We start from the raw sequence: 26,609 nt of genomic DNA on the forward strand, positions 1-26,609 counted from the left end.
CTTCGTTTTATTTTTTGTACAATTGGTTTTGTAATTCTTCGGCTGTATTTATTCCCTCATTCAGGGTTAAGCGCATTAGGTGACAGAATAATTCAGAAGTCATAATAGCATCGTTTAAGGCATGATGACGCTCACGCTTTTCGATTCCGAGGTGTTTGAGCAGCGGATCGAGCTGATGTTTGATGTCAGGGAATAACCATTGCGCCATTAAATGGGAATCAAGAACCTGCGGATGATATGCTGGCAGCTTCCATCTTTTTAACATGGCCTGCAGGAACCTCATATCAAATTTCGCAGGGTGTGCGACCAAAATAGATCCTTCACTAAAATCCAGGAAATTTTGGAAGCCTTCTATAAAAGGACTTGAATTTTTAAGGCGTTCTTTCGTGAGTCCCGTTAACCTTAAAGTCTGTTTATTTACAGGTCTGATGGGACGGATGACCTGGTGAAGCTTCTTGCGGTAACACGAATCAAGACCATGAATCCTTACAGCGCCAATAGAAATGATTTCGTGACCGATCTCTGGAAGAAAACCAGTGGTCTCGAGATCGAAAATAGTATAATCTACTTCATTAAGATTCTGTTTAGCAATTTCGAAACCGGGTTCGTACGTTTGCAGCTGACGTTGAAGGTTTTCATAACTTTTCCACTTTAAATAAGGTTTAATTTTATAATAGTAAATGGGTTTTTCAAAAAGTATATATTTAAGAATCTGTAGGTCCACGGGCAGCATTACATCACCCTATTCCGGTTGTAACTCAATTCAAGTACTTGCTGAAGCCGTTTAGCAATAATCAATGCTTCTCGCAAAGAGCGACGCTCCTCTTTGTTCATTTGCGTAAGTTTTAGATCATTGGACAAAACTTCTTTATTTTCCAGCTGCTTCAGATTCTCTTTTAGACGAAACAGCATTAAACGGTGCAGAGCTGTTTTAGCATTTTCTACATCTCTAGGGTGGAAGCGTTCATGTTCAGCTAACGTGTTCAGACGGCTCACGGTATTAATGTTTTCAATGCCGTATTTCATGCTATAGATTCTTACAGCATTAACAATCTGCATAATAGCTGATTTTTTCAAATTAAGAGTCCGCTTTTTTCCTACACCTGAGATACGTCCGAACGGCTGGACAGGGACCCGGAATCTAAGCGTGTCTTTCATTAAAAGCTGATGAAGGCTTAATGATTTCTGAACTCTCTTAGTCACATACTTCTTTAATTCGTAAGCGAGTGAATAATCCCCAAATATAGGCCGGAAATCCATGAAAATGGTGAAGTCGCGAATTTCTTCTGCATCCATTTTTTCTATCCAAGTGTCTACACTTGTATGCCATTCTGTCATTTGTTTGCGCCATTTTTCTTCTTTTGCCATGATCCCACCATTACAATAAGGGAACCCACATTCATTTAACATATAGTTAATTTTCGTAGTAAATCGCTCAAAGTAAGCTGTAATTCTTGTTTTATGTTTCGAATGATCGTAATCAGCTAAAATCAATCCGTTGTCCTGATCAGTAGAGAAAGCCTGCTCTTTCCGTCCTTCACTACCCATGACCAAAAAGCAATAGTTGATGGGAGGGGCACCATGACCTTCCGCAATCATTTCATCCTCAGCAATTTGTACAACCTGTTTATGGATACGATCATTATAGTTGGTCATAAGTTCAGCGATATCATAGGCAAACATATTATCCTCAATTAGGCTGGCGATGAATTTTTGGAATCTTTGGTTATAAGTTGGAGAAAGTTCAATGATTTCCTGGATTGTTGACGCATTCGAAATTCGGTAAGTAAGATCAAAATACACCGAGTTCTTGATAGTAAAGAAAGATGATTGACGAAGGATACCTACAATCTTATCTTTATGAAGAACTGGAATGATTTCAGTTGGATGGTGTTTCAGGTAACTAAGCGCATCATAAATGAATTCTTGTTCATTGATTTCGTATGCTTCCTGAGTCATATAAGCCTTGACAGGATTATTGTGATCGTTTTCGAAATAAGCGCGAAGGATCTCACCGTACCCTATCATCCCTAGCATCGTTTTTTGATCATCACTTACAATTAAAGCTTCGATTTTCTGTTGTTGTAACATTCGCGCAGCCTTTTCGATGGAAGATTCAGGGTGTATAAATGTTGGTGGCTCCATATAGGCGTCGGCACGCTTTTTATAGAGATCGCGATCATCCTGATCATCAGTCGTGGAACTCTTGTATTTAACTTCATCATAGAGACTCTTCATTAAATTGCTGATGCCATCCATGACGACTTTGGAAAACTCTGTATTATTAGACATCACTTTCAAAAAGGATTCTCGCTCAAAACAGATGGTTTTCACAGGTTCCAAAGCCTGGACAGAAAATCTCATTTCACCGCTGGTTAAGAGAATCATGACCCCTATTAAATCCCCGGGATAATAAAAGCGAACAGACAACTGCTTTCCATTGGAACGATGCATAATATTATTCGCGAGACCGGATGTGAGAAAATGGATGTCAATTGAATTATCTGATTGGTCTTCATGAATAATAAATTCATTCGTGCTGTACTCTTTCACTACAGCTTTTCCGAATACGTCTTCAAATTCCTCTTCTGCTAACAAATCAAAAGGGTATTGATTCTTAAATAACTCAAACTCTGTCACAGAGCAAAACTCCTTCATTTCGAACTACGATTTTGGTCAAAGCGTCCTTTTGTGAGGTTTCTTTTCCTGTCACGGTGAAGAATGAATCCACCAATAAAGGCAAGTCCTCCTAAGAAAAAAAGCAAGCCGGCAGCTCCTTGTAAAGCTATGTGAAAAAATATAGGGTGAAATTCACCGAATAATGCATCCCGCATTAATTTTATGCCATAAACCGCAATGATTCCGGGAGTTGCTAATAATAGTAAAGCAATAATGCGCATAGTTAGTATCTCCTTTTTTAACAATCATTATCTAGTATACCAAATGCAGAATGATGTGGGAATACAATCGCGCTTGCTAAAAAGTGCATAATAAGGTAGGATAAAGATGCGCAAATTATTGCAGGGTGTGATAATAATGAAACGTGTATTGATTGTCGGAGCAGGCAAAGGTGGAACAGCCCTGTTAAAACTGCTGAATGAAACAGATCGAATGAAAATTGTAGCAGTGACAGATATTAACAAGGATGCTCCAGGGCTTGGATTAGCGGAGGCCATTAACATCCCAACAGGTGCTCACTGGCAGGAGTATATACATAAAGATATAGATATAGTAATTGAAGCTACAGGAAATGACGAGGTTTTTGAAGAGATTAGAGCCCGTAGAAATCAAAAAACGGTCGTTATTCCAGGATCCGTAGCTTATATTACATCAGAGCTTCTCGAAGAGAAAGAAGCACTCGTCCAAGAATTGAAACGCCAGACTGAGAACCAGCACCTTATATTAAACAGCATTCACGATGGTATGATCGTAATTGCCCCTGATGCCAAAGTCTCTTTTGTAAATCGAAGTGCCGAACAGATTTTAGGTATGGATAAAAAGTCTATTATTGGCAGGTCCATTCAAGGGATAATTCCGGCTTCAGGGCTACCTCAACTATTGAAATCGCGGGAAAAAGAAGTGAACCAGAAATTGATCCTTGAAAATGGGAAAAAAGTTATAACGACAAGGATTCCTATGATTGGCGCTGGTGGGAAAGTTATTGGGGCGTATGCCGTTTTTCAGGACATTACAGAAGTAGTAGATCTGGCAGAAGAAATTACCGATTTAAAAGAAGTTAAAACGATGCTTGAAGCGATCATTCAATCTTCAGATGAAGCTATATCGGTTGTGGATGAAAATGGAAGCGGTTTAATGGTTAATCCTGCATATTCCAGAATTACAGGGTTATCAGAAGATGAAATTGTAGGTAAGCCTGCCACAGTGGACATATATGAAGGGGAAAGTATGCATATGAAGGTCCTGAAAACCCGACGTCCAGTTCGGGGAGTGAGGATGAAGGTGGGTCCTCACAAAAAGGATGTTTTAGTAAATGTAGCTCCAGTCATTGTAGATGGAAAATTAAAAGGCAGTGTCGGAGTTCTACATGATGTGACAGAAATTCAGTCTTTAACCAGCGAACTCAGAAGAGCGCGTCAGATTATTAGGAGTCTTGAAGCAAAGTACACGTTTGATGACATTATCGGTAATTCTTCAGAAATGACGCTTGCATTGGAACAGGCGAAAGTAGGAGCCAGAACTCCGGCCACCGTTTTGCTAAGAGGGGAATCTGGAACTGGTAAAGAACTTTTTGCTCATGCCATTCATAATGAGAGTGAGCGGCGCCATAATAAGTTTATCCGTGTAAATTGCGCTTCTATAGCTGAGAGCTTATTAGAGAGTGAACTGTTTGGCTATGAAGATGGAGCTTTTTCCGGTGCTAAGCGCGGGGGGAAGAAAGGGCTGTTTGAAGAAGCCAACTCTGGCAGCATTTTCTTAGATGAAATTGGAGAATTAACCCTGCCTATGCAGGCAAAGCTGCTTCGGGTTTTACAAGAGAAGGAAATTTTAAGAGTAGGGGGCACTAAGCCCGTACACATTGATGTACGTGTAATTGCTGCTACCAATATGAATTTGGAAAAAGCGATTATGAATAAATCTTTTCGTGAAGATCTTTATTACCGCTTAAACCGTCTTCCGATTTATATTCCTCCTTTAAGAGAAAGGACAGAAGATTTAAAACTCTTGACTGAGCACCTAATTCAAAAACTGAATGAAGATTATGGCCGGCATGTTACTTCTGTAGATAAGCAGGCTTTCCAGCAGTTAACATCTTACCATTGGCCCGGGAATGTAAGGGAGCTGGAAAATATCATTGGACGTGCCATGATTTATATGGATCATTTAGAAGAGGTCATTCTTCCCAAACATATACCGAACCTTACGAAAGAAATTTCAACAGCTCCCGGTGCGAATGTACCAGGAAATCAATGGCTTGGAGAGACACTTCAGCAAGCTGTGGATGAATATGAAAAAAGACTTTTAGCCGATGCTTTCCAAGCCCATGATTTTAATAAGACGCAGACCGCTAAAGCCCTTGGTATATCCATTCGAAATTTCTATTATAAATTGGATAAATATAATTTAGATAAACATAGCATGCAAAAATAATCATATAATGCAACAATTTGCATGGTTGTGAGTTTCGAAATAGGCAGATGTGGAGTGCGTTGAGTTGGCACGAATCTTGCATTAGTTATAAGAAGAGGTGACAGAATGAAAACCTTAGATCAAATGGTGGCCCAGGTTAATCGTGCAGAATTGAAAACCGTTGCAGTAGCTCAGGCCGAAGATGAAGAAGTCTTGAGAGCGGTAAAAAAAACACGAGAACTAGGAATTGGCAGGTTTCTTCTTACAGGAGATAAACTAGCTATTACAGAACTTGCTGAAAAGATGAATATAGATTTGAAAGATGAGGGGATAACCCTTCTGGATTGCACACGTGAAAATGCTGCTCATGAAGCCGTAAAGGCCGTTCATAATCAAGAAGCTCACGTGGTAATGAAAGGAAATATTGACACTAAAACACTACTTAAAGCGGTATTAGATAAACAATATGGCCTTAGAGCTGACGGGGTCTTATCCCATGTTGCCCTCTTTGAAGTACCTGGGCAGGACAAATTAATATTTTTAACTGATGCGGCTATGAACATTGCCCCGACCCTGGGGGAGAAGGTTCAGATCATAAATAATGCCGTAGAAGTAGCGAGCTTAGCAGGTTGGAACTTACCGAAGGTTGCTGTGCTGGCTGCTGTGGAAGTAGTTAATCCGGCTATGCCGGCTACTGAGGATGCTGCCATATTAACTCAAATGAACCGGCGGGGACAGATCAGCGATTGTCTCGTAGATGGACCGCTTGCTTTTGATAATGCGGTTGATAAACGAGCGGCTGAACATAAAGGGGTGCAGTCAGAAGTGGCAGGACAAGCGGATATTCTAATGGTGCCAACTATAGAAGTGGCCAACGCCTTATACAAGTCGTTTATGTATTTTGCTGGTGCCAAAGTCGCTGCTGTAATAAGTGGAGCCAAAGCACCCATTGTATTGACTTCACGAGCTGATTCAGCAGAAAGTAAGGTTTATTCGCTAGCACTGGCATTACAGTCCAGCAAACAATAGGAGGAATTGAAAATGCAAATTTTTAACTACATGAAAGAATACGATTATGAACAACTATTATTTTGTCAAGATGAACAATCGGGTTTGAAAGCTATTATTGCCATCCATGATACTACCTTAGGGCCTGCACTTGGCGGAACACGTATGTGGACCTACGCCTCTGAGGAAGATGCGATTGAGGATGCTCTCCGCTTAGCCAAAGGGATGACTTACAAAAATGCAGCCGCAGGATTGAATCTCGGCGGAGGCAAAACAGTAATCATCGGAGATCCAAAGACAGAAAAGAACGAAGAAATGTTCCGTGCATTCGGCCGTTTCATTCAGGGTTTAAACGGGCGCTATATTACAGCTGAAGACGTAGGAACAACGGTTCAGGATATGGATCTAATCCACGAAGAAACAGATTACGTAACAGGTATATCCCCAGCATTTGGCTCCTCGGGAAACCCTTCTCCAGTGACAGCTTATGGTGTTTACAGAGGAATGAAAGCAGCCGCAAAAGAAGGTTTCGGCAGCGATTCATTAGAAGGCAAAACGGTTGCCGTACAAGGCGTAGGAAATGTTGCTTTCACACTTTGCCGTCACTTGCATGAAGAGGGAGCCCATTTAATCGTCACGGATATAAATAAGGAAGCTGTTCAGCGGGCTGTGGATGAATTCGGTGCTGAAGCGGTGGAGACTGACGATATATATGGTGTGGACTGTGATATCTATGCTCCTTGTGCTTTGGGTGCAACCATTAATGACGAAACCATTCCGCAGTTAAAGGCGAAAGTCATTGCTGGAGCGGCCAATAATCAGTTGAAAGATACATCCCATGGTGATCTTCTCCACGAAAAAGGCGTGGTTTATACACCAGATTACGTCATCAATGCAGGTGGAGTAATTAATGTAGCTGATGAACTTCACGGGTATAATAAAGAGCGAGCTATGAAGCGTGTAGAAACAATTTATGACAATGTCTCCCGCGTATTTGAAATTTCCCGTCGTGATAATATACCTACTTATAGAGCAGCCGACCGCATGGCAGAAGAACGCATTGAACGTCTGCGTCGATCCCGCAGCCAGTTTCTTCAAAACGGCCATCATATTTTAAGCAGGAAATAAGTACGGGTATGGAGGTCAAAGATATTGCTAAATCATCGCATACTAGTAATTAATCCTGGCTCTACATCAACAAAGATCGGCGTCTTTGACGATGAAGAAGCTATTTTTGAAAAAACCATCAGGCATCAGCCTGAAGAGATCAGCCAATTTAATAAAATCATTGACCAATACGAATTTAGAAAGCAAGTCATTCTTGATGAATTAGATCAAGAAGGGATTAATATTAGCAAGTTGAGTGCTGTCTGTGGAAGAGGCGGTCTGCTTCGTCCTATTGAAGGAGGCACATATGAAGTCAATGAAGCTATGCTTGAGGACTTAAAAAACGGCTATAATGGTGAACACGCCTCAAACCTGGGTGGAATTATAGCTAATGAAATCGCAAAAGGGTTAAATATTGGAGCTTACATTGTTGATCCTGTTGTAGTCGATGAGCTTCATGATATAGCCAGGGTCTCTGGGGTTCCTGAAATTCCTCGTAAAAGCATTTTTCACGCTTTGAACCAGAAGGCAGTGGCCAGGCGTGCTGCAAGAGACTTGGAAACTCCCTATAAAGACACCCGCTTAATCGTTACTCATATGGGTGGCGGCATTACTGTTGGCGCCCATGCCAATGGGCGTGTGATTGATGTTAATAATGGTCTGCATGGGGACGGTCCCTTTTCACCGGAGAGGGCAGGAACGGTTCCTGCTGGGGATCTTGTATCTCTTTGTTTTTCAGGGCAATACTACAGAGATGAAGTTATGAAGAAATTGGTAGGACAAGGTGGATTAATGGCCTACTTAGATACAAACGATGCTAGAGAAGTAGAAAAAATGGTTCAGCATGGTGACCGCAAAGCTAAACTTGTTTATGAAGCGATGGCTTACCAGATCGCTAAAGAAATAGGCAGCATGAGTGCCGCGCTGGAAGGAAAAGTAGACGCGATTGCCCTCACTGGCGGGCTTGCTTACGGGAAAACGTTCGTGGAAGAAATATCAAAACGAATTCACTGGATTGCTGATGTACTTGTCTATCCAGGTGAGAATGAATTAGAAGCGTTAAACGAAGGCACTTTACGAATACTGAATCACGAGGAAGTTCCAAAACAGTATCCTAATTTTATAGAATAGGAAGGAGAGTCCACATGGCTGAAGAATATGATTTAGTCGTTCTCGGAGGCGGAACAGGCGGGTACGTTGCAGCGATCCGTGCTTCGAAGCTTGGACTTAAAGTAGCAATTGTTGAGAAACGCGAACTTGGAGGGACATGCCTTCACCGGGGATGCATACCATCGAAAGCCTTACTCAGAAGTGCAGAGGTTTTCCGTCAGACAAAGGAAGCGGAAGATTTTGGTGTAACAGTTCAAGAGCCAACACTTAATTTCACTAAGGTTCAAGAGCGTAAACAATCAATTGTAGACACCCTACATAATGGTGTGCAAGGTTTAATGAAGAAAGGAAAAATTGATATTTTTGAAGGATTTGGAAGAATTCTTGGCCCTTCCATTTTCTCTCCGACAGCGGGAACAATATCTGTGGAAATGAATAATGGGGAAGAAAATGAAATGTTAATTCCTAAAAATGTTTTAATAGCAACCGGTTCAAGTCCTAAGTCTCTACCAGGGCTGGAAGTGGACGGAAAGCAGGTAATGACTTCAGATGAAGCACTTTATATGGAAGAATTACCATCTTCTATTGTAATTGTAGGCGGGGGAGTCATAGGAATCGAATGGGCCTCCATGCTTTCAGATTTTGGAGTCAAAGTCACTGTACTTGAGTATATGTCTCAGATCTTACCCACAGAGGATCAGGATGTCGTCAAAGAAATGCAAAAACAAATGAAGAAAAAAGGAATTAATATTGTAACAAGTGCCAAAGTAATGCCGGATACACTTAATAAAGAGGAAGGCATTTCCATCCAGGCAGAAGTAGACGGTGAAGCAATTACTTATGAAGCTGACCGAATGCTTGTCTCGGTGGGACGATCGGCCAACGTTAAAAATATTGGTCTGGAAAATACAGATATTGTAGTTGAAGATGGTGTGATTCAGACCAATTCCTATTACCAGACGAAAGAAAGTCATATTTATGCGATTGGCGATGTGATCGGGGGTATGCAACTGGCTCATGTTGCTTCTCATGAAGGGATTACAGCAGTTGAACATATGGCTAACCAAAACCCTCACTCAATGAACTATAATCATGTGCCTACTTGCATTTATTCAAATCCTGAAGTAGCGAGTGTAGGTTTGACGGAACAGCAGGCTAAAGATGAGAATTATAATATCAAGACTGGGAAATTTCCATTTCAGGCTATTGGTAAAGCTCTTGTTTTTGGAGAAACCGATGGTTTCGTGAAAATCATCGCTGACAAAGATACAGACGATCTTTTAGGAGTTCATATGGTAGGTCCGCATGTAACGGATATGATTTCTGAAGCAGGTCTTGCGAAAGTACTGGATGCCACTCCATGGGAAATTGCTGAGAGTATTCACCCGCATCCCACGCTCGCAGAAGCAATTGGAGAAGCAGCTATGGCTGTAGATGGTAATCAAATCCACGGATAAGAAAAAAGGAGGGGGAAATATGGCTGAAAACCGCCATAAATCATTAGGACTTAGTGACGAAGAAGTTTTAGATTTGTTCCGAACCATGCTTATGGCAAGAAAGATTGACGAAAGAATGTGGCTATTGAACCGTGCAGGTAAAATTCCATTTGTTATTTCATGTCAAGGGCAGGAGGCTGCCCAAGTAGGTGCTTCCTACGCTCTTGACCGAACCAAAGACTATGCTTTGCCTTACTATCGGGACATGGGTGTTGTCCTTTCCTTTGGAATGACACCTCAGGATTTGATGCTTTCTGGTTTTGCTAAAGCGGAGGACCCGAATTCAGGTGGACGTCAAATGCCAGGTCACTTCGGACAGAAGAAAAACAGAATTGTAACAGGTTCATCTCCAGTAACGACTCAAGTACCCCATGCAGTAGGTATAGCCCTGGCTGGAAAGATGGAAAAGAAAGATTTTGTATCACTTGTGACTTTCGGAGAAGGTTCCTCTAATCAGGGTGATTTCCATGAAGGAGCAAACTTTGCAGGCGTTCATAAACTTCCAGTTATATTTATGGTAGAAAATAATAAATATGCCATTTCTGTACCTGTCTCGAAACAGCTTGCCTGTGAAAAGGTTTCAGACCGTGCCATCGGATATGGTATGCCTGGTTTTACTGTGGATGGGAATGACCCACTAGCCGTTTATGAGGCAGTTAAAGCTGCGGCAGACCGTGGCAGAAACGGCGAAGGTCCTACCCTGATTGAAACAGTATCCTATCGTCTGACCCCTCACTCAAGTGATGACGATGATCGCACATACAGGGAGCGGGAAGAAGTAGATGAAGCTAAAAAGAAAGATTCTATAGTTACTTTTGCGAATTACTTACGCGAACAAAACATACTGACAGAAGAGATAGAAACCGAAATGAATGAAGAGATTAATCAAATTGTCAATGATGCAACTGATTATGCTGAAAATGCCTCATATGCTGAAGCGGAATCGGCAATGAAGTACGTCTATGAAGAGAATGAAGAGTAAGGAGGGGGAATAAAAATGGCAGTTATATCTTATATTCAGGCAGTAACGCAGGCTTTAAGAGAAGAAATGAAGCGGGACGATAAAGTTTTCGTGCTTGGAGAGGACGTAGGTAAGCGAGGCGGGGTCTTCCGCGCTACAGACGGGCTCTATGATGAGTTTGGAGAAGATCGCGTTCTTGATACACCGCTCGCTGAATCTGCAATCGCGGGAGTTGGAATTGGTGCCGCTATGTATGGCATGAGACCGGTAGCAGAAATGCAGTTCGCTGACTTTATTATGCCCGCTGTGAACCAGATCATTTCAGAAGCTGCTAAGACACGTTATCGTTCGAATAACGATTGGAGTGTGCCAATGACGATTCGTGCACCTTACGGCGGTGGTGTGCACGGGGCTCTCTATCATTCGCAATCTGTGGAAGCTGTTTTCGCAAACCAGCCAGGGTTAAAGATTGTAATGCCTTCAACTCCATACGATGTGAAAGGGCTGTTGAAAGCTTCCATCCGTGATAATGACCCTGTTCTATTCTTTGAACACAAGCGAGCGTATCGTTTGATTAAAGGAGAAGTTCCTGAAGAGGATTATACACTACCTATCGGAAAAGCGGATGTGAAAAGAGAAGGTTCAGATATTACCGTTATTACGTACGGTCTGTGTGTGCACTTTGCGCTGCAGGCGGCTGAAAAGTTAGCGGAAGAAGGAATTGACGCTCATATCCTTGATTTAAGAACCGTCTATCCATTGGATCAGCAAGGTATTATTGAAGCCGCTTCCAAAACAGGAAAGGTGCTTTTAGTTACAGAGGATAACAAAGAAGGCGGAATTATATCTGAAGTATCGGCGATCATCAGTGAAAATTGCTTATTTGATCTCGATGCACCTGTGCAGCGTCTTGCAGGTCCTGACATTCCCTCTATGCCTTATGCACCGACAATGGAAAAGTTTTTCATGATGAATCCAGATAAAGTAGAGAAAGCAATGCGGGATCTCGCTGAATTTTAATTAAGGAGGAGTTCGTGTGGGTGTAGAAAAGATCAATATGCCTCAACTTGGAGAAAGTGTCACAGAAGGTACTATCAGTACTTGGCTGGTTGAGCCTGGTGATCAAGTAAATAAATATGATCCAATAGCTGAAGTTATGACTGATAAAGTGAACGCAGAAGTACCATCTTCTTTCACAGGGGTAATAAAAGAACTTGTAGCGGAAGAAGGGGAGACCCTGGCCGTTGGTGATCTAATGTGCCACATAGAGGTAGAAGGCTCAACTTCTGGAGAAAAGCCGGAGGAATCTAAAGTAGAAGAAGCGCCGGTCCAGCAAGAAAAGAAACAAGAAGAGAAGAAGACAACTACTTCCCAAAAATCCGAGCAGCCTAAACAGGATAAAGGAAATAAAAAGCGCTACTCTCCTGCTGTCATGACTCTTGCTCAAGATCATGACATTGATTTAAATCAAGTTGAAGGGTCAGGTCGTGGAGGGCGGATCACGCGTAAAGACATCGAGAAAATTATTGAAAGCGGCGAAATTCCACAAGCCGAGGAAAATACCGAGGAAAATGTACAGCCTTCTGCTCACCCTGCCGCTGCTTCTTCTGAAAAACAAGCACCAGCTGCTGCCGCTTCCAATGTACAAGCAGCAGAAGGGGATATTGAAATCCCTGTCAACGGCGTTCGTAAAGCGATTGCAGCAAACATGGTAAAATCTAAAACTGAAATTCCGCATGCGTGGATGATGGTAGAAGTAGATGTTACTAATCTAGTGGAACTTCGGAATGCAAAGAAAAAACAATTTAAAGAAAAAGAAGGGTTCAGCTTAACCTACTTTGCTTTCTTTGTAAAAGCTGTAGCCCAAGCTTTAAAAGAATACCCGCAGTTAAATAGCACTTGGGGCGGAGACAAGATCATCCAGCGAAAAGCCATTAACTTAAATATTGCTGTGGCTAAAGAAGATCAACTATTTGTACCCGTTATCCGTGATGCTGATGAAAAGAGCATTAAAGGAATTGCCAAAGATATTACTGATTTAGCTGCTAAAGCAAGAGATGGTAAGTTGACTTCTAAAGATATGGAAGGCGGCACATTTACCGTCAATAACACGGGGTCCTTTGGTTCTGTACAATCTATGGGGGTAATTAACCATCCGCAGGCAGCTATTCTTCAGGTGGAATCCATTGTGAAAAGACCTGTATATCAGAATGGCATGTTCGGGGCTCGTGACATGGTAAATCTCTGTCTCTCCTTAGACCACAGGGTATTGGACGGACTGGTTGCAGGTAATTTCCTGGCACGTGTTAAGGAAATTCTAGAAAAAATGTCTGAAGATAATACTTCAGTCTATTAATAATAAGAAAGCTGTTCCTAAGTGTTTATATGGGAGCAGCTTTTATCGTATATCCAAATAACCTTTGATCCGGTTAACTCAATTGGATTGAAAGACGATGAATATCTTGGTAAAATGACTCTAGTACTTAATAAAGGAGCCATGCTACATGGATTTTAATATTTTCATGAACGATGTTGTAACGAAAGCGCGCGATGAGATCAGACAAGCTGGTTACAGCGAATTAACGACACCCGAAGAAGTTGATGAAGCTTTAAATAAAGAAGGCACAACACTAGTTATGATTAATTCTGTTTGTGGTTGTGCTGGAGGTATTGCTCGTCCGGCAGCAGCTCATGCCATTCACTATGATAAAAGGCCGGATCAGCTGGTTACTGTATTTGCAGGTCAGGACCGGGAAGCTACCAACCGTGCAAGAGAATATTTTGAAGGTTATCCTCCATCCTCACCTTCATTTGCACTATTAAAAGATGGAAAAATCCAGACAATGGTCGAACGTCATGATATCGAAGGTTTTGAGCCAATGGAAGTCATCGGTAAGCTTCAACGCAGCTTTGATGAGTATTGTGAAGAAGTATAATCATACGTTTAAGGGATCTTTGTACTTACAAAGGTCCCTTTTTTGATATAAATTACAAGTATCGAGGTGAAAAAAGATTTGAAAATCGGCTATCGTACGATAAAAACAGCGCTTGGTACGCCAATCGCCATTTGGATTGCACAGCTGCTTCAGTTGGATAACTTTGTTTCAGCCGGAATATTAACCATTCTCTGTATCCAAATCACCCGAAAGCGCTCTTTTCTAACTTCCTGGTACCGTTTTTCTGCCTGCTTGATAGCCATGGGATTTTCCTACATATTCTTTGAATTGCTCATTGGCTATAATCCAATTGCTATTGGTTTGATGCTTTTTGCATTTATTCCGGTGACTGTAAGTTTAAAGTTAACACAGGGAATCGTCACCAGTTCGGTTATTATTCTCCATTTGTATATCTCTGGTGATATTGGATGGAGTATTATTTGGAACGAAATCATTTTAATTATTGTAGGTATTGGTACGGCTCTCCTATTAAATTTATATATGCCGAGTTTAGAAAATAAATTAGAGGATTATCAGAAAAGAGTGGAAGAAAATTTCAGGGTAATTCTTAAAGAGATTGCGACCTACTTAAGAGAAGGCAGGGATTCTTGGACAGGAAAAGAAATGACGGATACGGAAGAGATTCTGGAGAAAGCTACATCACTGGCTTTTCGAGATGTAGAAAATCATCTTTTGCGGATTCATAATCGCCATTATCATTATTTTCACATGAGGACAAAACAATTTGATTTGTTACAGCGAATGCTACCCCTGGTTAGTCGTATTACTCCTCCGTCTAAACACGGTGGTAGAATTGCTGATTTCTTTGACGAACTAGCCGAGGCTGTTCATCCTGGAAATACGGCTGTACTATTTCTGCAGCAGTTAAACGATATGAAAGAGGAATTCCGTGAGGACGAGCTTCCCGAAACGAGAGAAGAATTTGAAGCACGTGCTAGCCTCTTTCATCTATTGCATGAAATTGAACAGTATTTAATTTTTAAGAGCTCTTTTTAGTTTATGTATAACCCTCATAAACAGGGGAAAACTTGAACTAAAAGAGGATGAGACTTATGCATTTGACTATGTTAGTCATGATGATGTTCCTCCCATTACTCCCGCCGCAAGTCAATGAAGAACCAGTGATCATAGTTAATAAAGCAACACATGAACTCTCTGTCTTTGAAGAAGGACATGAGGTGTTTAACGCCTCGGCCGCCATAGGCAAAACTTCGGAATTAACCCCGGAAGGTCAGTTTCATGTCAAAGTTAAAGCCAAAGACCCTTACTATCGTAGAAAGAATATTCCCGGTGGAGCGCAAGAAAATCCCCTTGGGAGTCGTTGGATTGGATTTGATGCCCGGGGTACCGATGGAAGAATTTATGGAATACATGGCACTAACCGGCCTGAATCAATTGGTAAGTCAGTATCGGCTGGCTGTATCCGACTTCAAAACAAAGATGTAGAAAAACTGTTTGATATTATCTCATTAGAATCCGAAGTGGTTATTGTGAAAAGCAATGACGAAATGAAAAGCATTTATGACTCGTGGATAAGAGATGGATTGAACAGAATGCTTAACCCTGCCACATAAAAAAACGGCTGGAAGCCTAATTAGGCTTCCAGCCGTTTTTTTTATATTTTCCTGAAAACGTTATAAGAAAAATGAAGCACCAGCTAAGAGAGTCGACAGAACCATAGAAAGGATCATCAAATAGATTACGGCTTTCGTACGCTTTTCTCGCTTAGATTTCTTCTTTTTCGTTGGTTGATGCTGCTTATTGTTTGCTGCCAAGGTTTTTAACCTCCTTCTTGCTCCATCCTACCCAACATTCTATCGAAAAACATTCATTTGGACAAGGGCCGGAAATCAATTACAATATAAATGAGAATTTTACTAATTTTTAGGTAGGTAAGCGCTTTATTTCTGGTATGCTAGAGAGGGACTTACTGATAAGAGGAGGCATTTTAATATGACCCGTTCATCTAAATATAATCATTCTAAAGAAGCGTGGGAAAAAGATGTCGAAAAAACTACGGCACGTTTCCCGGAACGTAAACCATCATTTATAACAAGTTCTGAATTAGAGATTGACCGTTTATATGAACCTGTCCAAAGTGAGGATCAATACATAGAGGAAATTGGCTTTCCAGGACAGTACCCATATACACGAGGAATTCAGCCCACTATGTACCGCAGCCGTTACTGGACCATGCGTCAATATGCTGGGTTTGGTTCAGCCGAAGAAACAAATGAACGTTTTCGATACTTACTCAAGCAGGGGCAGACAGGTTTGTCAGTAGCTTTTGATCTTCCTACTCAAATAGGCTATGACTCGGATGACCCAATGGCAGAGGGAGAAGTAGGTAAAGTAGGAGTAGCCATTGATTCTCTTCATGATATGGAACAACTCTTCAATGAGATTCCCTTGGATCAAGTCAGCACATCCATGACCATAAATGCACCAGCTTCTATTTTGCTTGCCATGTACATTGCAGTAGGAGAAAAACAAGGGGTGAAACCGGAAAAGCTTACCGGTACAATCCAAAATGACATTTTGAAAGAATATATCGCAAGAGGCACGTATATTTATCCGCCAAAGCCTTCAATGAGATTAATCACTGATATATTTGCTTATTGTCAAACTCATTTGCCTAAATTTAATACCATCAGTATTTCGGGGTATCACATAAGGGAAGCAGGTTCTACAGCGGTGCAGGAGGTAGCCTTTACACTCGCTAACGGAATGGCTTATGTAGATGCTGCCATTGAAGCAGGTCTGGAAGTGGACCAGTTTGCACCGAGGCTGGCATTCTTCTTCAATGCTCATAATCAATTTTTCGAAGAAGCGGCTAAATTCAGGGCAGCAAGAAGAATGTGGGCAAAAATTATGAAAGAACATTACGGAGCAGAGAACCCTAAAAGCTGGAAGCTGCGATTCCATACTCAGACAGGCGGAAGTACTCTGACTGCCCAGCAGCCGGACAATAATATTGTTCGTGTTACTTTGCAAGCGCTCGCTGCTGTTATGGGCGGTACACAGAGTCTCCACACAAATTCAAGAGATGAAGCTCTGGCGCTTCCAACAGAAGATTCAGCAAGAATTGCATTAAGAACCCAGCAGATTATAGCGAATGAGAGCGGGGTTGCCGATACGATCGATCCTCTTGGGGGCTCTTACTACGTTGAAGCACTCACCGATCAAATTGAAAAGGAAGCTAACGAATACATTGATCGAATTAAGAAACTAGGCGGAGCTGTCCAGGCTGTTGAGGAAGGTTATATGCAGCGTGAAATTCATAAAGCTGCTTATGATGCTCAGAAACGACTGGAGGCCAATGAGGATATTGTAGTAGGGCTCAATGAATATCAATTAGATGAAGAAATTCACCAGGATTTATTGAGGGTCGATGAAGCTCTTGAAAAAGCGCAAATCGATAAAACTCAGCACGTTAGAAATACGAGAGATGATTCTTATGTGGAGACCTGCTTGGCAGAGCTGCGCAAAGCAGCCCGTTCAAACGACAATGTCATGCCTCGTATTGTAGAAGCGGTTAAAGCATATGCAACCGTAGGGGAAATCGCAAATGTGATGCGTGATGAATTCGGTGAATACACGGGAATGTAGGAAAGGATGATGATGATGAAGCCTATAAGAGTTTTAATAGCAAAACCTGGTCTTGACGGTCATGACCGGGGTGCTCTAATTATTGCCCAGGCGTTAAGAGATCACGGAATGGAAGTTATATATACAGGTCTGAGGCAATCGGCTGTTCAAATTGCGAGAGCTGCCATACAAGAAGATGTGGACGTTATTGGTCTATCTTCCCTGTCAGGAGCTCATAAGTCGTTATTTCCTAAGGTAGTCGAGGCATTAAAAGAGCAAGAAGCAGCAGACATCCCCGTCATCGGAGGCGGAGTAATTCCAGCGGAGGATATTCCCTATTTGGAATCAAAAGGGGTTGCCAAGATATTTACCAGCGGCTCCCCAACTGATGCGATCGCTGTATATATTAAGCAATTGATTCACAAGGAAACGGTGCAAACACCTAAGAAGATTTCGCACATCGGAATTGCCGTAGAAAGTATTGACATGGCCCTTCCATTTTATCAGCATACACTTGGTCTTGACCTTGAATCTGTAGAAGAAGTAGATTCCGAGCAAGTAAGAGTAGCTTTTTTAAATGTTGGTGAAACAAGAATTGAACTTCTTGAGCCTCTTAGTGACCAATCGGCTATACAATCCTTTTTGAATAAAAGGGGCGAAGGAATTCATCATATTGCTCTGGAAGTCAATGATATTCATACTCGTCTGGAACAATATAAACAACAGGGCATCCCCTTGATTCATGAAGAACCAAAATCAGGAGCTCATGAAAGCCAAATTGCTTTTCTACATCCAAAAGCTGCCAATGGTGTGCTTTATGAGCTATGTCAACCAAAGTCGGAGGAGTGATCAGCTGTGGATATTTTCGATAAAATTAATGAACTTTACGATAAACGCCGTCAGGTTCAGATGGGGGGCGGGGATGAAAGAATAGATAAGCAGCATGACAAAGGAAAATGGACAGCGAGAGAACGGATTGATTACCTTGTTGATGAAGATTCATTTATTGAATTGAATCCATTTATTGAACACCGCCATGATGCTTTTGGAATGGATGGAAAAACAGCTCCAGGTGAAGGAGTAGTTACGGGATTTGGAAAGATAGACGGACGGGATATTTATTTATTTGCTCAGGATTTCACCGTATATGGTGGGGCACTCGGTGAGATGCATGCAAAGAAAATAGCAGCTGTAATGGATCTAGCCGTTAAAAACGGAACTCCTTTCATTGGTTTAAATGATTCAGGAGGAGCAAGAATTCAAGAAGGAGTATCCTCTCTGGATGGTTATGGTCAAGTTTTTTACCGTAACTCTATTTATTCAGGAGTCATTCCTCAAATATCCGTAATAATGGGACCGTGTGCGGGTGGAGCGGTTTACTCACCTGCCATTACCGATTTTGTCATTATGGTGGAAAAAACCTCTCAAATGTTCATAACCGGTCCAAAAGTAATTGAAACGGTTACAGGTGAACAAATATCCTCTGAGGACCTTGGCGGGGCTAAGGTTCATAATACATTGAGCGGAAACGCTCATTTAAAGACGGAAGATGAAGCCGCTGCTCTCGACGCAGTTAAAGACTTAGTCAGCTATCTCCCTCAAAATAACAAAGAAAAACCTCCAGAAGCGGAAGTAAGGGAAGAAGATGATTATCTACCTGACCTAACGGATAAGATTCCTTTCGATCCACTGCGTCCTTATGACGTAAGGATTATCATTGATGAAGTAGTGGATAAAGGGTCATTCTTTGAAATCCATAAAGATTTTGCGAAAAATATAGTGGTAGGGTTTGCTCGTTTAAATGGAAAAACAGTAGGACTCGTATGTAACCAGCCTAAATACATGGCCGGCGGTCTTGATATTGATTCCAGCGATAAGGCTTCTCGATTTATTCGTTTCTGTGATGCTTTCAATATTCCATTAATTACTTTCGAAGATGTAACCGGCTTTTTCCCTGGCATCAAACAGGAGCACGGTGGCATTATAAGACATGGAGCGAAGATCTTGTATGCATATTCCGAAGCCACCGTTCCAAAACTTACAGTGATTACCCGTAAAGCCTATGGAGGAGCTTATGTGGCATTAAACAGTAAGTCCATTGGTGCGGATCTTGTTTATGCATGGCCGAATGCCGAAATAGCCGTAATGGGACCTGAAGGCGCAGCAAATATTATTTTTGCCAAAGATATAAAGGAAAGTGAAAACCCTGAAGAAACACGGAAGAGCAAGATCGATGAATACCGGGAAAGGTTTGCTAATCCTTATGTAGCAGCCGGACTCGGCATGGTTGACGATGTGATTGATCCGAGGGAAACGAGGATTACATTAATTAAGGCGCTAGATATGTTAAAAAATAAACATGAAGACCGTCCTTATAAAAAACATGGGAACATCCCTCTTTAATTGACACCACCTCTTAGTTCAGCTAACGTACTAATAGGATATGGTTTACATACGAAGGAGGACAATGAAATGGTTACGATTAATAAAGAACGTGTACTTGAAGAATTCTTAGAATTAGTCCAGGTGGACTCTGAAACGGGAGCTGAAGCTGAGATTTCTGAAGTTCTCAAGAAAAAATTTCAGGACCTTGGACTTGAGGTCTTGGAAGATGATGCCAAGTCTATTACCGGTCACGGAGCAAACAATTTAATCTGCAACTTAAAAGGTTCTAAAAAAGAAGCAGATCCTATATATTTTACTTCTCACATGGATACTGTGGTTCCTGGAAACGGAGTAAATCCTTCCGTAAAGGATGGTTATGTTGTAAGTGATGGAACAACCATACTTGGAGCGGATGATAAAGCCGGAGTAGCAGCAATTCTAGAAGCGATCCGTTCCCTACAAGAACAGAGTGTAGAACACGGAGACTTACAATTTATTATCACGGTTGGAGAAGAAAGTGGACTTGTAGGAGCGAAGGCACTGGACAGTTCACTTTTAAAAGCTAAATATGGTTATGCCATCGATAGTGATGGGGCAGTCGGAAATATCATCTTAGCCGCTCCTACGCAGGCGAAAATTAATGCCGTGGTGAAAGGGAAGACAGCCCATGCAGGCGTCGCTCCTGAAAAAGGAGTTTCTGCAATTACTCTCGCCTCTAAAGCAATTGCCAGGATGCCTCTTGGTCGTATTGATGAGGAAACTACAGCCAATATTGGTCGTTTCGAAGGCGGACAGAAGACGAATATTGTATGCGACCACGTAGAAATATTAGCGGAAGCCCGCTCTTTAGTTCCTGAAAAGATGCAGGAACAAGTGGAGAAAATGAAGAGAGCCTTTCATGAAACAGCAGAAGAAATGGGAGGAGAAGTCGATTTGGATGTTGAAATCATGTATCCAGGCTTCAAACAGAAGGAAGGCGACCAGGTAGTAGAAATCGCCCGCTCAGCTGCTTCTAAAATTGGTCGGGAAAGCCAGCTTCTGACAAGTGGAGGTGGCAGTGACGCCAACATTATTGCTGGCTACGGCGTACCAACTGTCAATTTATCAGTAGGCTATGAAGAAATTCATACCAAAAATGAACGCATTCCGGTTGCTGAACTGGAAAAAATAGCTGAATTTGTAACAGCAATCATTCAAGAAGCAGCAGAACAATAATAGAATATAAAAAATCCCGGAGATAAATTCCGGGATTTTTTGTGTTAACTTAATTGTATTCAGACTTTCTTTTCAAATATGTTACAATAGAAGAACAAGAGTTCGAAAAAAGGAAGGGTTTATGTGTCTAAATGGTATCCTAAAAATGGACGGGTCATATTTCATGTGGATATGAACAGTTTTTATGCTTCGGTCGAAATGGCATTCGATCCCAAATTAAAAGGAAAACCACTTGCGATTGCTGGAAACCCGGAAGAACGGCGAGGAATTGTGGTTACAAGCAGTTATGAGGCAAGAAAATTTGGAGTGAAAACGACAATGCCTGTTGGAGAGGCTAGACGTTTATGCCCTGAATTAATGGTCATGAGACCTAATTTTGAAAGGTATCGTACGGCTTCTAAAGAGATGTTTAAGATACTGGCAGATGTAACCTCACTCGTTCAGCCTGTTTCCATTGATGAAGGATACATGGACATTACGAATTGTTCTTCTCAGGGTTCCCCGCCTGAAATCGCTGAGCGGATTCAGCAGCGAATTGCAGATGAACTCGATCTTCCATGCAGTATAGGAATAGCACCGAATAAGTTCTTGGCAAAAATGGCTTCTGATATGAAGAAACCGATGGGAATTACGATACTGAGAAAAAGAGATCTTCAGAATAAGCTATGGCCATTACCTATTGAAGAAATGTATGGAGTGGGCGACAAAACTGCAGAAAAGCTGAGAAGAATTAAAGTAGAAACAATTGGAGATCTAGCCGTACATCCTGTCCTTGAATTAAAGCGCCTGCTAGGTATTAATGGGGAGCGTCTGCAAAATCGTGCAAATGGCGATGATCAGCGCCCTGTTGATCCTGATGCGGTTCATGAATTTAAAAGTATCGGTACTTCTACTACTTTACCCGAAGATACTACAGATGATCAGGAAGTGCGCAGTGTGCTGCGAAAGTTAACACATAAAGTGGAAGCACGCATGAAAAATAAAAAAGTGCTCGCACAGAATGTACAGCTTATGATTCGTTATCATGACAGAAAAACCGTTACAAGAAGCCGGCAATTAAAGGAGTTCATTCAATCAGCCGAAGATTTGTTTCAAGTTTCTTTACAGCTCTTTGATGAACATTGGAATCAGGAACCAATACGCCTTCTTGGAGTAACAGCTCAAGATCTAGCTGAAAAATCCGAAATTACCCAGCAGCTCGATTTATTTAATTATGAACAATATGCAAGCAAAGAGAAGTTATATAAGGCCATAGATGATCTAACTGAAAAGTATGGAAGCAACCCATTTCAGCCGTTGTCAGCTCCTCAGAATAACACGGTTACCACCAGCTTTCAAAAGGACTTTCTGGATGATTTTAAAAAATAAAACTCACAGAAATTACAAAGAGACAGGAGAGTATGACTCCTGTCTCTTTTCTCATACTAAGAGTGAAGGGAGGATATTTACATGGGTAAAGATCGACAAGAGAAGAAATTAAAAAAATCAAGAAAAGTTGAATCTGATCGAGATCAGCCATTAAGCTATCCGGGGGCTACTTCTATGGAAGGTCCAGAAGAAGCTAGAAAGCGAAAATAACTTTAATTTGATTAGGAGGGTAAAGTGATGTCACCAAGGAAAAAAGGACCTAAACAGCAAACTAAACCTAATTTGCCAACAGGACCCGACCAGCCTTATGGCACTCCTATAGAGGGATCCCATAAAGTTAAAAACCAAAACCATTCCCGTCAAAATCAGAAAACCTCGCATGATATGTAGTATAAAAGGCAGCTCTGCTGCCTTTTATACTGGTTTCATTAAACATTCATGCAGGTATTTCATAATAACATTATTAAACTAAAGGGCCGGATTGTGGAAGACTCCGTTTCGAGATATTGTCTGGAGAAAGAAGCTCCAGGGAACGGCTCGCTTTCCGCGGGCATGTGGTGAGCTTCCTCGGGCTTAACAGCCCTGCGGGATCTCACCGATCATGTTCATCCCGCAGGAGTCTTCGCCGTTCCCTTCCGCCCCTTTGCGTTTATGGAGAGCTCGAAAATCTTTCCATAATCGCCTTCCCATGAACGAGATCCACACTGGTTTTCACGTGTGTTTACGTGTAGGAACCCTGTTATAGAAGCATTTGAGGCAGATACAGCTTGGCTCCTGTCTTCTATAGCAAGGTCCGTTCACTAGATATCATTGGGGTGGCGGTGGAAACGACGAGACTCCCAGGTTAAAAGCGTAAGCACCTTGGTCAGCGTCGTATGGACTGGACTGAGCTGGCGGAGATAAAGAAAACACGAAGAGCGGAGCGATTCGATGTTGCCTTATCGTACAGAAGTGAGGGAAGTCTCACTAGACGCTAGGTGCTGGAGCTGGATAGCACTCCACGCCGTTTAGGCATTGGTTTATGATACACCTATCCTGAGTGTAAGAACGGGAGAAGGAGCTAGGTGAGATCCCGCAGGGAGTGAAACGAGCTAGGAAGCTCCTGGTAAAAGGAGGATCGACTAAGGTCGCCACGTCCTGTGGCAACGTCGATCGACCCTACGTCGTGTAGGGCCTCAAATGTGGAATCACCCCGAAAGACACGACCAGCATAAGCCGACCATCAAAAGGATTGTGGTTTTTCAATCCGTTGATGAGCGGCTTATGTCTCGAGTGTCTGGGTGATGGAACAAGACGAGTTGTTTCCGTAGCCGCACTATCCTTTTTTGGCAATGGACCCGAGTTATCTCGAAACTGAGTCTTCCACAAAGAGGAGCTTATCTTTAATAAGTTATAACTAGCCTTAACAGGATTAGTTCGGCAGTTATCTCTCGTATGAGAACAGTAGTATGACATATACTATTTTCAAATTGCAACGTAAATGTGATTTCGCGATTTGACTTAATTGGAAGGGATTAACCCCGAATGGACAAAAAAGAGAGAATTGATAATAAAAAGATTCAGTGGTGGCAGCTTTCTTTAATTGGAGTAGGATGCACAATTGGTACGGGTTTTTTCCTTGGTTCTGCTCTGGCAATAACAAGAGGGGGGCCAGCCGTACTTCTCATCTTCTTGCTTGCTGCTATCGGAACATATGTAGTATTTGATGCCTTATCAGCTATGACAGCCGAGGATCCTCAGAAAGGTTCCTTTCGGGCTTATGCTAAAAAAGCTTATGGGAGATGGGCAGGCTTTAGCAACGGATGGGTGTACTGGTCTTCTGAACTGCTTATAATGGGGAGCCAGTTGACAGCTTTAGCCATCTTTGCTCAATTTTGGTTCCCTGATGTCCCGCTTTGGGTTTCCTCAAGTGTATTTGGGGTCTTGGGAATCGGGGTTATTATTACCGGTGTGTCGGGGTTTGAACGATTTGAAAATATATTTGGCGTTATGAAAATAGCGGCAATTTTAATGTTTATCATTATTGCTTTTCTAGCTGTAGGGGGATTTTTAAAAGGCGGCCAGCCTGACCCCTCATTCACATGGGATAATAAAGGATTACTTCCACTCGGTATAACCGGGCTATGGGCTGCGTCTATTTACGTCTTCTACAGTTTTGGCGGAATTGAAGTTATGGGTATTATGGCGAATGAACTAAAAAATCCGAAAGATGCTCCTAAGTCGGGAACATTTATGCTTTCATTACTCACAACTATTTATGTAGTATCCATAGGTCTCGCCTTATGGCTTGTGCCTTATACTAAATATAATGGGGATGAAAGTCCATTCATTACCGCTCTAAGTAAGTATGATCTATCTTTTGTGCCTCATGCATTTAACGGAGCTTTAATTATTGGAGGTTTTTCCACTATGGTAGCCTCACTGTACGGAATCACAACCATATTAACCTCGTTGTCAGAGGATGGAGATGCTCCTAAATTCTTTTCTAGGACAGGTCCTAGAAAAGTTCCTTATTATGCCGTACTGCTGACTATCGGTGGCTTAATTGCTTCAATAATAGTTGCTTTACTGCTCCCGGAGAAGATATATGAATACTTAACCACAGCAGCAGGCCTCATGCTTTTATACATCTGGCTGTTTATCCTGTTCTCATATAATAAAATTATGGAGTTAACTTCATTTAAACGTGTAAAACGACTAATAGGACTAGTTTTGATTTTGCTTGCAGTTTCGGGAACATTATTAAATAAAACAAGTCGAATTGGTTTTTTTGTAAGCTTAGGTTTTTTACTGGTTATAGGTATTGTAACTATGTTTATGAAAAATAAATGGAAGCATTTAGAAGTGGAAGAGTAATTTGAATGCTTGAAAACCAAAGTAAGCAGCAAATCCTAATAAACTTAAACCTGATAGAGTTGAGATTACTCGAAGCAGGCTGGGTGTTAATACTTTTCTAAAGCCGCTTGACACAGAAGCCATGAATACATCCCAGATCATTAAACCTAGAAGGACAGCACCTCCATAAAGCAGAACCTGGGCCAAGTTATAACGATGAATGGTGTCAGCAAGAATGCTCCCATAAATACCCAGCCAGAAAAGAATGGATAACGGATTAGTAATGGCCAGCAGGAAGCCATTCGTGAATGTTTTCTTTAAAGATTCTTTGCTTCTTAACTCCCCAATTCCAATTTCTTTTGTACCTTTAAAACTTTCGAAAGCCGTATAAAACAATACAAACGCTCCGAATAACCACAGAAATGATTTCATCAAAGGAATTTCTAAAAAATGGACCACTCCAAAAAATACACAAAGGATAAACAATAAATCTGCAACAATAGATCCTAACCCAATTGCCCAGGAATGCAGGAAACCGTTCTTGATCCCCTGGTCGATTTGTGCAGCGTTAATAGGACCGATTGGAGCAGCAAGCGATAACCCTAGTAAAATGTAACTAACAAAAACCCCCATTACGACACTCCCTCTTAAATTGCTTGTCCTAAATATATTCAGTGACGTAAAAGGTTATGTAACGTAGATAAGGAAAGTTATGTAAATAAACCACTGTTTTCTAACACAGTGGTTTATACATTCAGTTGGAAGCCTGATAGGTTTCCACAATTAGACGAAGCAAATCGCTAGCCCGCTGAATTTCTTTCTGGTCAGTTTTAGAATTTAAGTCAGGGTCATGTATTAGTTCATTGAGAGCCTCTTCAGCTATCTTCACATGCTGCTGTGCTTCTGCAAAACCGGTTTGATTCTCCTGCATACGTTCAACGGCTTGTTTAGCCTGGGCCAACTGTTCTGTTACGTGTTCAAAATGATTGAGGGGCATGGCTTTTTCCTCCTATCCTTAACGTTAATTTAACTATAATTTCATTATTTATACCCCTTAAATCGTTTAATCATTATAATTCATTAGAATGGATACATACTAGAAAAAAGGAGGTATTGACATGGCGGAACAAATCATCGCAGTTAGGAAAAATGGAGAGGGAAGTATTGTGGAAATGAAGTTATCATCAGGCAGAATAGTGGACTATCACGAGGCTCATCAAATGGCCAGAGATGGAGAACTGGAGCATGTGAATCTGATCCGAGGTAAAGATGGAGAAGATCATCTTCGCAGTCAGCCTGATGGGAAGATTGACAATAATTTAGATAATCTTCCATTTTTCTAATTTAAGGTATAATTGAACTAACCCCACTTACTCGCTGACACTCCTTGAAGTTGGGGGATTCCTAAGAGCACGAACCTAACGGTTCGTTCAAATGATTAGGCTAGCCCCGTCGCACCGACGGTTGTAAGGATTCTTTGAATCTCCTTCA

The 26,609-nt window shown here is 41.6% G+C and carries 26 protein-coding genes; 20 read left to right on the forward strand and 6 right to left on the reverse strand.

From position 1 onward, the window contains the following. Positions 1-7: 7 nt before the first annotated feature. From ACTWP7_RS04140 to ACTWP7_RS04150, 3 genes are read right to left on the reverse strand one after another with little or no spacing between them, the layout of a single operon-like run. A complete protein-coding gene (locus tag ACTWP7_RS04140) occupies positions 8-733 on the reverse strand; it encodes a 3'-5' exonuclease (protein WP_443122117.1) in 726 nt (241 codons plus the stop codon). After that, complete coding sequence (locus ACTWP7_RS04145; protein WP_443122118.1) at positions 733-2,640, reverse strand: DUF294 nucleotidyltransferase-like domain-containing protein; 1,908 nt, start codon at positions 2,638-2,640, stop codon at positions 733-735. Before ACTWP7_RS04145 ends, ACTWP7_RS04140 begins: the two co-directional genes overlap by 1 nt. Positions 2,641-2,654: 14 nt before the next feature. Continuing rightward, complete coding sequence (locus ACTWP7_RS04150; protein ID WP_014643695.1) at positions 2,655-2,900, reverse strand: DUF2627 domain-containing protein; 246 nt, start codon at positions 2,898-2,900, stop codon at positions 2,655-2,657. 136 nt (positions 2,901-3,036) lie between these two features. Between ACTWP7_RS04150 and ACTWP7_RS04155 the strand changes: the two genes are divergently transcribed. From ACTWP7_RS04155 to ACTWP7_RS04205, 11 genes are all read left to right on the forward strand, one after another. Further along, on the forward strand, positions 3,037-5,109 hold the full coding sequence (locus ACTWP7_RS04155; protein WP_443122119.1) for a sigma 54-interacting transcriptional regulator: 2,073 nt from the start codon (positions 3,037-3,039) through the stop codon (positions 5,107-5,109). A 105-nt stretch (positions 5,110-5,214) separates the two neighbouring features. Next, complete coding sequence (gene yqiS / locus ACTWP7_RS04160; RefSeq protein ID WP_443122120.1) at positions 5,215-6,117, forward strand: phosphate butyryltransferase; 903 nt, start codon at positions 5,215-5,217, stop codon at positions 6,115-6,117. A 12-nt stretch (positions 6,118-6,129) separates the two neighbouring features. Further along, the gene (bcd, locus tag ACTWP7_RS04165; protein WP_014643692.1) at positions 6,130-7,224 is read left to right on the forward strand and encodes a branched-chain amino acid dehydrogenase; all 1,095 of its coding nucleotides are present in this window, start codon (positions 6,130-6,132) and stop codon (positions 7,222-7,224) included. 24 nt (positions 7,225-7,248) lie between these two features. After that, entirely contained in the window at positions 7,249-8,334 is a 1,086-nt protein-coding gene (gene buk / locus ACTWP7_RS04170; protein WP_443122121.1) for a butyrate kinase, read from the forward strand. 14 nt (positions 8,335-8,348) lie between these two features. After that, positions 8,349-9,770: a dihydrolipoyl dehydrogenase gene (lpdA, locus tag ACTWP7_RS04175; RefSeq protein WP_443122122.1), complete on the forward strand. Its 1,422-nt coding sequence runs from the start codon at positions 8,349-8,351 to the stop codon at positions 9,768-9,770. A 19-nt stretch (positions 9,771-9,789) separates the two neighbouring features. After that, positions 9,790-10,791: a thiamine pyrophosphate-dependent dehydrogenase E1 component subunit alpha gene (locus ACTWP7_RS04180; protein ID WP_422168491.1), complete on the forward strand. Its 1,002-nt coding sequence runs from the start codon at positions 9,790-9,792 to the stop codon at positions 10,789-10,791. A 15-nt stretch (positions 10,792-10,806) separates the two neighbouring features. Continuing rightward, positions 10,807-11,790 carry an alpha-ketoacid dehydrogenase subunit beta gene (locus ACTWP7_RS04185; RefSeq protein ID WP_422168490.1) on the forward strand — a complete coding sequence of 328 codons (984 nt, stop codon included), beginning with the start codon at positions 10,807-10,809 and terminating at the stop codon, positions 11,788-11,790. Positions 11,791-11,806: 16 nt separating this feature from the next. Beyond that, positions 11,807-13,126: a dihydrolipoamide acetyltransferase family protein gene (locus ACTWP7_RS04190; RefSeq protein ID WP_443122123.1), complete on the forward strand. Its 1,320-nt coding sequence runs from the start codon at positions 11,807-11,809 to the stop codon at positions 13,124-13,126. A 148-nt stretch (positions 13,127-13,274) separates the two neighbouring features. Next, on the forward strand, positions 13,275-13,706 hold the full coding sequence (locus ACTWP7_RS04195; protein ID WP_014643685.1) for a BrxA/BrxB family bacilliredoxin: 432 nt from the start codon (positions 13,275-13,277) through the stop codon (positions 13,704-13,706). Positions 13,707-13,784: 78 nt separating this feature from the next. Next, on the forward strand, positions 13,785-14,723 hold the full coding sequence (locus ACTWP7_RS04200; protein WP_443122124.1) for an aromatic acid exporter family protein: 939 nt from the start codon (positions 13,785-13,787) through the stop codon (positions 14,721-14,723). A 56-nt stretch (positions 14,724-14,779) separates the two neighbouring features. Further along, positions 14,780-15,301, forward strand: a complete 522-nt coding sequence (locus ACTWP7_RS04205) for a L,D-transpeptidase (RefSeq protein ID WP_443122125.1) — start codon at positions 14,780-14,782, stop codon at positions 15,299-15,301. A gap of 60 nt (positions 15,302-15,361) precedes the next feature. Here ACTWP7_RS04205 and prli42 read toward each other — a convergent pair whose 3' ends face one another. Further along, a complete protein-coding gene (prli42, locus tag ACTWP7_RS04210; protein WP_014643681.1) occupies positions 15,362-15,502 on the reverse strand; it encodes a stressosome-associated protein Prli42 in 141 nt (46 codons plus the stop codon). Positions 15,503-15,680: 178 nt separating this feature from the next. Here prli42 and ACTWP7_RS04215 point away from each other — a divergent pair, with 178 nt between their 5' ends. The 8 genes from ACTWP7_RS04215 to ACTWP7_RS04250 all read left to right on the forward strand — a co-directional run bounded on the left by ACTWP7_RS04215 (position 15,681) and on the right by ACTWP7_RS04250 (position 25,139). Then, positions 15,681-17,336, forward strand: coding sequence for an acyl-CoA mutase large subunit family protein (locus tag ACTWP7_RS04215; protein ID WP_443122126.1), 1,656 nt, complete (start codon positions 15,681-15,683; stop codon positions 17,334-17,336). A 15-nt stretch (positions 17,337-17,351) separates the two neighbouring features. Continuing rightward, a complete protein-coding gene (gene mce / locus ACTWP7_RS04220) occupies positions 17,352-18,164 on the forward strand; it encodes a methylmalonyl-CoA epimerase (RefSeq protein ID WP_443122127.1) in 813 nt (270 codons plus the stop codon). A gap of 60 nt (positions 18,165-18,224) precedes the next feature. Next, the gene (locus ACTWP7_RS04225; RefSeq protein WP_051005644.1) at positions 18,225-19,718 is read left to right on the forward strand and encodes an acyl-CoA carboxylase subunit beta; all 1,494 of its coding nucleotides are present in this window, start codon (positions 18,225-18,227) and stop codon (positions 19,716-19,718) included. 69 nt (positions 19,719-19,787) lie between these two features. Continuing rightward, complete coding sequence (locus ACTWP7_RS04230) at positions 19,788-20,915, forward strand: M20/M25/M40 family metallo-hydrolase (protein ID WP_443122128.1); 1,128 nt, start codon at positions 19,788-19,790, stop codon at positions 20,913-20,915. Positions 20,916-21,038: 123 nt separating this feature from the next. Next, positions 21,039-22,283: a DNA polymerase IV gene (locus ACTWP7_RS04235; protein ID WP_443122129.1), complete on the forward strand. Its 1,245-nt coding sequence runs from the start codon at positions 21,039-21,041 to the stop codon at positions 22,281-22,283. A gap of 81 nt (positions 22,284-22,364) precedes the next feature. Then, positions 22,365-22,493 (forward strand): YpzI family protein, encoded by a 129-nt coding sequence (locus ACTWP7_RS04240; protein WP_014643675.1) that lies wholly within the window; start codon positions 22,365-22,367, stop codon positions 22,491-22,493. Between the two features lie 27 nt (positions 22,494-22,520). After that, positions 22,521-22,673, forward strand: a complete 153-nt coding sequence (locus ACTWP7_RS04245; RefSeq protein WP_041601354.1) for a small acid-soluble spore protein P — start codon at positions 22,521-22,523, stop codon at positions 22,671-22,673. A 1,134-nt stretch (positions 22,674-23,807) separates the two neighbouring features. Then, complete coding sequence (locus ACTWP7_RS04250; protein WP_443122130.1) at positions 23,808-25,139, forward strand: amino acid permease; 1,332 nt, start codon at positions 23,808-23,810, stop codon at positions 25,137-25,139. Here the strand turns inward: ACTWP7_RS04250 and ACTWP7_RS04255 are convergent. Next, complete coding sequence (locus ACTWP7_RS04255) at positions 25,122-25,751, reverse strand: LysE family transporter (RefSeq protein WP_443122131.1); 630 nt, start codon at positions 25,749-25,751, stop codon at positions 25,122-25,124. The two genes, ACTWP7_RS04250 and ACTWP7_RS04255, sit on opposite strands and share 18 nt — an antisense overlap. Positions 25,752-25,872: 121 nt before the next feature. Beyond that, positions 25,873-26,115: a hypothetical protein gene (locus tag ACTWP7_RS04260; RefSeq protein WP_014643671.1), complete on the reverse strand. Its 243-nt coding sequence runs from the start codon at positions 26,113-26,115 to the stop codon at positions 25,873-25,875. A 121-nt stretch (positions 26,116-26,236) separates the two neighbouring features. On the opposite strand from ACTWP7_RS04260, the gene ACTWP7_RS04265 reads away from it, so the two are divergent. Next, positions 26,237-26,461, forward strand: a complete 225-nt coding sequence (locus tag ACTWP7_RS04265; protein ID WP_443122132.1) for a DUF3892 domain-containing protein — start codon at positions 26,237-26,239, stop codon at positions 26,459-26,461. Positions 26,462-26,609 lie beyond the last annotated feature (148 nt).

It is taken from the genome of Halobacillus sp. B29 (genome assembly GCF_052246755.1).
GTDB classification, from domain to species: domain Bacteria; phylum Bacillota; class Bacilli; order Bacillales; family Halobacillaceae; genus Halobacillus; species Halobacillus halophilus.